The organism is Lysinibacillus sp. fls2-241-R2A-57, from assembly GCF_030209535.1.
In the GTDB taxonomy this organism is placed as follows: domain Bacteria; phylum Bacillota; class Bacilli; order Bacillales_A; family Planococcaceae; genus Lysinibacillus.
In genome coordinates this window covers 1-2253 of the sequence record NZ_JARVRU010000210.1, presented here as the reverse complement: position 1 = coordinate 2253, position 2253 = coordinate 1, and the positions used below count along the sequence as shown (strand labels likewise).

Sequence of the window (2253 nt, the reverse complement as noted above, 5' to 3'; positions counted from 1 at the left end):
GGTATGCCGAAAAAGTGATCGGGTAGCGCCCCGAACTGCTCGGGTATGCCGAAAAGTGATCGGGTAGCGTCCCGAACCGCTCGGGTATCCAGTAGAACTGCTCAGGTAAAGTCCCATCTGTCCAGATAAGCCGAAGAACTGCGGTTAGTAGAACTGCTTAGGTAGAAATAAATCCCAAAGGAAGTCTCGAATCCAAATCACCAACCACACACAACCTTCGAAATGAAAACTTAGTATCATTGATTGAAAAAATTTTTAATAATCACTTGACGTAATTTAATTATTAATATACAGTTAGTTACATAAAGTAATTGATTACTTTTAGTAACTAATGTAAACTAGGATGTACGAAAGAAGTAACTACAAATATTTATTCTCAGAATACTGGGGAACATAATTAATGTAGTTACTTCATATTTTAACATATATCTCGAATTCGAGATATAATAACCAAATTGGAGGAATTTATAATGACAAAATGGAACATTGATTTAGGACACTCAGCAATTAACTTTCAAGTAAAACACATGATGGTATCAAAAGTAAAAGGTGTCTTTGATACTTATTCAGCAGATATTGAAGCAGCAGATCTTGCAGATTTAACAACAGCAAAAATTGGCTTTACAATTGATGCAGCTAGCATTAACACACGTAGTGAAGATCGTGATAATCACTTAAAAGCAGCTGATTTCTTCGATACTGAAAATTATCCAACAATCACGTTCAAATCAACAAACATTACAAAAAAATCAGCGGATGAATATGCGATTACAGGTGACTTAACAATTAAAGACGTCACGAAATCAGTTACATTTGATACTGAATTTAATGGTAAAGGTACAAATCCGTGGGGCCAAGAAGTTTATGGCTTTGAAGCTGAAACGACAATCAATCGTGAAGAATTTGGCTTGACTTGGAATGCAGCTTTGGAGACTGGCGGTGTTCTTGTTGGTAAAGACATTAAGATTACAGTTGAATTAGAAGTAAATCCGGCTTAATCTTGTATACTGTGCCTCGATAAATATTATCGGGCACAGTTTTTTTATTTTCTAAAACTAATTTGTAAAAATAATACAATAAATAAGTTTCTTGCATAATTTTAGTAATTACTGCATATAAATCATCATATTGTTTTTGGGGGCGATGGGATGAATGTATTAGTAACAGGTGGTTATGGTTTTATAGGCAGTGCAGTGGCAAGACGTTTCTTTAAAGAAGGTGCAAATGTTTATATTATTGATAATTTAAGCACAGGTCATTTACGCAATGTTGACTTTAAGCATAAATCTTATCTTTTGAATGTGGAAGATGAAGTTTGTGAGCATCTCTTTAAGGAAATATCATTTGATGTGGTCATCCATTGTGCAGCACAAACAAGTGTCCAAAAATCAATGCATGAGCCTGTGAAGGATGTTTTAACGAATATTGTAGGGCTTAGTCAAATGCTCTTCTTATCGTCAAAATATAAGGTACAGCATTTCGTTTTTGCCTCTTCTGCAGCTGTTTATGGTGATAGTCACTATCCACCACTAGAAGAAACAGATGTTAGTGAGCCGATTTCTATGTATGGATTAAATAAAAGTATTGGTGAAACATACTGCGAAAAATGGCAAAAAGATTATCGTTTACCAACATTAATATACAGATTTGCTAATGTATTCGGTCCAAGGCAATGTATGCATGGGGAAGCGGCAGTTATTCCAAGCATGCTAAGAAGCAGTATTGAAGGAAAGCCCTTTACGATTTATGGAGATGGAGAACAGACACGAGATTTCATTTATGTAGATGACATTGCAGATGCCATTTATGCAGGTGTACAGGCTAGATTACAAGGTATTTATAATGTATCGACTAATGAGGCATGGTCAATTCATCAAGTCATTTTATTACTACAGCATTTAAACCATCCTTTAGAAATTCAATATGCTCCTGCAAGAGAGGGAGATATTGAGCATTCGTTTTTAAATAATGAAAAGTTGGCGAAGGCAATAGGATGGAGACCAAAAACTTCTTTTGCGGAAGGTATAGAGCGTACATTGCAAACGTTACAAAATGAAAAGATAGTAGAAATTTAAACAAATTGTAAAAGTATGTCCACAGTACCTCGCTTAGTACTCAAATATGAAGATGAAGATTTTTAAGTGTAGTATTTGACGATTTACCCTACATAGAGGGGTAAATCGTCTTTTTATATTTTTACAGGCGTGTTGATTAGGAAAAAATAGGTTTATTATTGATCGATGAAAGGGTTTT

General features: G+C 34.8%; 2 protein-coding genes. Both read left to right on the top strand.

Translation table 11 applies throughout. The features are described from left to right. Positions 1-470 precede the first annotated feature (470 nt). Positions 471-998 carry a YceI family protein gene (locus QRN68_RS25360; RefSeq protein ID WP_285400113.1) on the top strand — a complete coding sequence of 176 codons (528 nt, stop codon included), beginning with the start codon at positions 471-473 and terminating at the stop codon, positions 996-998. 150 nt (positions 999-1148) lie between these two features. After that, complete coding sequence (locus QRN68_RS25355) at positions 1149-2075, top strand: NAD-dependent epimerase/dehydratase family protein (RefSeq protein WP_285400111.1); 927 nt, start codon at positions 1149-1151, stop codon at positions 2073-2075. Positions 2076-2253: the final 178 nt, after the last annotated feature.

Coding starts and splice junctions, on each gene's coding strand:
- QRN68_RS25360 (WP_285400113.1), top strand. CDS start 471: ATGACAAAATGGAACATTGATTTAGGACACTCAGCAATTAACTTTCAA.
- QRN68_RS25355 (WP_285400111.1), top strand. CDS start 1,149: ATGAATGTATTAGTAACAGGTGGTTATGGTTTTATAGGCAGTGCAGTG.